Source organism: Alistipes sp. CAG:268 (assembly GCA_000434235.1).
Lineage (GTDB): Bacteria > Bacteroidota > Bacteroidia > Bacteroidales > Rikenellaceae > Alistipes > Alistipes avistercoris.
Genome location: FR891989.1, coordinates 5,014 through 6,775 on the forward strand (window position 1 = coordinate 5,014; position 1,762 = coordinate 6,775).

The following is a 1,762-nucleotide window of genomic DNA, read 5'->3' on the forward strand; positions in this document are numbered from 1 at the left end:
CGGGGCTACTTCCTGCGCTGGATGCGGGCGCGCGGCAAGAACAAGGTGCCGCGGCTGATGAACGACCGCCGAGTCATCGAGGACGTGCTCGCCTTCGGCCGTGAGGCGGAGGCCGCGGGCGAAGGGACGGCGTGCTGATCCGTGCGGGCGGCCCGGTCCGGACGGATAACGGAACAAGGAGACGAAAAACAATAAGAGATATGTATATAGCCATAGCCGGAAATATCGGCAGCGGAAAGACAACGCTCACGCAGATGCTGACGGAGCGTTACGATGCCCGCTCCTACCTCGAGGAGAGCAACAACCCCTACATCGGCGACTTCTACGAGGACATGAACCGCTGGTCGTTCAACCTCCAGATCTCGTTCCTCGGGAGCCGCATCCAGCAGACGATGGACATGCTCTCGGAGACCGGGCGCGGGGACATCATTCAGGACCGCACGATCTACGAAGACGCCCACATCTTCGCCGAGAACCTGCATGAGATGGGACTGATGGCCACGCGCGACATCGAGACCTACATGAAGATCTTCCACCTGGTGACGGCGCTCATCCCGAAGCCCGACCTGCTGATCTACCTCAAGGCAAGCGTTCCGACGCTCATTTCGCAGATCCGCAAGCGGGGCCGCGAGTACGAGATGAACATCGACGAGGCCTACCTCGGGCGGCTGAACGACAAGTACAACCATTGGATCGACAACCTCTACGACGGCGAGGTGCTTGTCATCGACAAGGACCACGAGGATTTCGTCTCGGACCCCGCCGTGCTGGAGAAGATCTGCGCACGCCTCGATGCGCTGCGCACAACGGCAAAATGACGGAGATGGAGCTGCCCCGGACATTCGTCGAGCGGGTCCTTTGCGACCTCGGGACGACGGAGGGCGAGGCCCTCTGCCGCGCCCTCGACGGCGAGGCGTGCGTCAGCATCCGTGTGAATCCCGCCAAGGCGGAGGGGCTCCGCGGGGAGCAGCCCGCACGGGTGTCGGAGGTGCTTCCGATGCTCACGGCCGCCGGCCGCGTTCCGTGGTGCGCCGACGGCTTCCTGCTTGCGGGCCGCCCGTCGTTCACCTTCGACAGCGACTTCCATGCCGGAGCCTACTACGTGCAGGAGGCGGCCTCGCAGTTCGTGGGCTGTCTGCTGCAGGAGGTCCCGACCTCCGGGGCGAGGATCCTCGACCTTTGTGCGGCCCCGGGCGGCAAGACGACCCTCTACGCCTCGCTTGTCGGGCGCGGGGGACTGGTCGTCGCCAACGAGATCGACCGCCGCCGTGCCTCCGTGCTGGCCGACAACGTGCGCAAGTGGGGTACGGGCAACGTGGTGGTCACGACGTGTGAGCCGCATGCGGTCTGCGACTGCGAGGCGTGGTTCGACGTGGTGGCCGTCGATGCCCCCTGCTCGGGCGAGGGCATGTTCCGCAAGGATCCCGCTGCGCGCGGGGAGTGGAGCGAGAACAACGTGCGGCAGTGCGCTGCGCGACAGGACGATATCCTGCGTGAGGCGTGGCGGGCGCTGCGTCCGGGCGGTACGCTGATCTACAGTACCTGTACGTTCAATCGCGACGAGGACGAAGGTTCGCTCGAGCGGATGCTCGCCTGGGCCGGTGACGAAGTCGCTGCTCCCTATCCGGTGGATGTGGACCCCGCGTGGGGTATTGTCGAGGGGGAGGTCGGCCCGTTCCGTACGTTCCGTTTCTTCCCCCACCGGACCGTGGGCGAGGGATTCTTCGCCGCCGTGGCGCGCAAGGCGCCCGACGCTCCGGGC

General features: G+C 65.6%; 2 protein-coding genes. Both read left to right on the forward strand.

The features are described 5' to 3' along the window. The first annotated feature begins 200 nt into the window (after positions 1-200). Entirely contained in the window at positions 201-818 is a 618-nt protein-coding gene (locus QZL63_RS04170; RefSeq protein ID WP_022308073.1) for a deoxynucleoside kinase, read from the forward strand. 5 nt (positions 819-823) lie between these two features. Continuing rightward, on the forward strand, positions 824-1,762 hold a 939-nt coding region (locus tag QZL63_RS04175; RefSeq protein ID WP_290585983.1), incomplete at its 3' end, for an RsmB/NOP family class I SAM-dependent RNA methyltransferase.

Coding starts and splice junctions, on each gene's coding strand:
- QZL63_RS04170 (WP_022308073.1), top strand. CDS start 201: ATGTATATAGCCATAGCCGGAAATATCGGCAGCGGAAAGACAACGCTC.